Annotated in this window: 2 protein-coding genes; one reads left to right on the top strand and one right to left on the bottom strand. The window is 69.8% G+C overall.

Translation table 11 applies throughout. From position 1 onward, the window contains the following. On the bottom strand, window positions 1-622 hold a 622-nt coding region (locus VA603_RS10170; protein ID WP_323438738.1), incomplete at its 3' end, for a lipid-binding SYLF domain-containing protein. 189 nt (window positions 623-811) lie between these two features. Between VA603_RS10170 and hemH the strand changes: the two genes are divergently transcribed. Next, window positions 812-1,606: ferrochelatase (hemH, locus tag VA603_RS10165; protein WP_323438737.1), on the top strand; the 795-nt coding region annotated here is incomplete at its 3' end.

Raw genomic sequence — 1,606 nt, 5'->3', positions numbered from 1 at the left:
TGGCCAAGCGGCCTTCGATGATCATGCGCGGGGTGGTGCCCTGCCCGTAGGCATCGAGGTTGGCGGCATCGTCGATCTGCAGCGCCGCGCCATCCAGCGCCACGCCCGCGAACAGGCCGCGCGCGCGCGACCACGACCAGATCTCGGCCTTGAGCTGGCCATCGGTGGCGGCGGCGGCATTGCGGCCGACCGGGCCGGCGGCCACGCCGGCGTCGGCGCCGAGGGTGAACTTGCCGTTGACGATGTTGTCCAGGCTGCGGTCGTTGCGGAACACCAGGATCACGTCGGAGGACTGCACGCCGGCCTGGAAGCCGATGCTGCCGCCGGTGAGCTTGATGAACACCGGGTTGGACCAGCTGCCATCGGGCGTCTTGACCGACATCAGGCCGTGGCCACGACGGCCACCCAGCACCAGGCCGGCCTTGATCGTGTCGGGGATGACGATGATCGCGCGACCTTCGTCGAGCAGCTTGTCCGGGATCGCCTGTTCGGGGATGTCCTGGATTTCACTGAGCACGCGCACGGCATTGCGTGCGCGCTGGTCTTCCTGTGGGCCGGCAACGGCGTTGGCGGACAGGAGGCTGGCGGACAGCAACAGGGCGAGGCACGGCAGGCGGCGCATGGTGAACTCCGTAGGTCGGTGCACAGAAAGATAACGCAAGTGCCTGAAATTAGGCGCGGCGGGATGAATCGGTGGTGAGCGGAAGCCTGTGGCGGGTGCGTGCAAGCCGATGCCACGGTTTCCCCCTCCCAACCCTCCCCGGCCACCGCGCGTCGTCCCCAACCGCCTAAGACCTGCGAAAATACCCGGATGTCCAACGCCCCCACCACCGCGTTGCTCGCGGTCAACCTAGGCACGCCCGACACCCCTACCGCGCCGGCGGTGCGCCGTTACCTGGCCGAGTTCCTCGGTGACCGGCGCGTGGTGTCCATTCCCCCCCTGCTGTGGAAGCCGCTCCTGCATGGCCTGATCCTGCCGCTGCGCGGGGGCCGTTCGGCGCACAAGTACGCGCAGGTATGGCTGCCGGAAGGTTCGCCGCTGGCCGTGCATACCCGCCGTCTGGCGCAGGGCATCCAGCAGCTGCTGCCGGACTGGCGCGTGCGCGATGCGATGCGCTACGGCAACCCGGCGCTGCGTCCGGCACTGGATGCGCTGGCCGCCGAAGGCGCGCGCCGCATCGTGGTGCTGCCGCTGTACCCGCAGTACTCCACCACCACCACCGCCTCGGTCGAGGACGTGGTGCTGCAGTGGCAGCAGCGCCACCCGAAGGTGAAGGTGCAGCTGGTCCGCGACTACGCCGAAGACCCGCAATGGGTCGCCGCCGTGGCCGCGTCCATCACCGCCTACTGGCAGCAGCACGGCCGCGCCGAAAAGCTGGTGTTTTCCTTCCACGGCATCCCGCAGCGCCTGGCCGACGCCGGCGACCCCTACCCGCAGCGCTGCGAAGCCAGCGCCCGTGCCATCGCCGCCGCGCTGGGCCTGTCCGACGAGGCCTGGACGCTGGCCTACCAGTCACGCTTCGGCCGCGAACGCTGGCTGCAGCCGTATGCCGAGCCCACCCTGTGGGCCATGGCCGAGCGCGGCGTCCGCCAGATCGACGTGGTC

Source organism: Stenotrophomonas capsici (assembly GCF_034961085.1).
In the GTDB taxonomy this organism is placed as follows: domain Bacteria; phylum Pseudomonadota; class Gammaproteobacteria; order Xanthomonadales; family Xanthomonadaceae; genus Stenotrophomonas; species Stenotrophomonas capsici.
The sequence above is the reverse complement of the archived record's forward strand: the minus strand, read 5'-3'. Positions and strand labels throughout refer to the sequence as shown.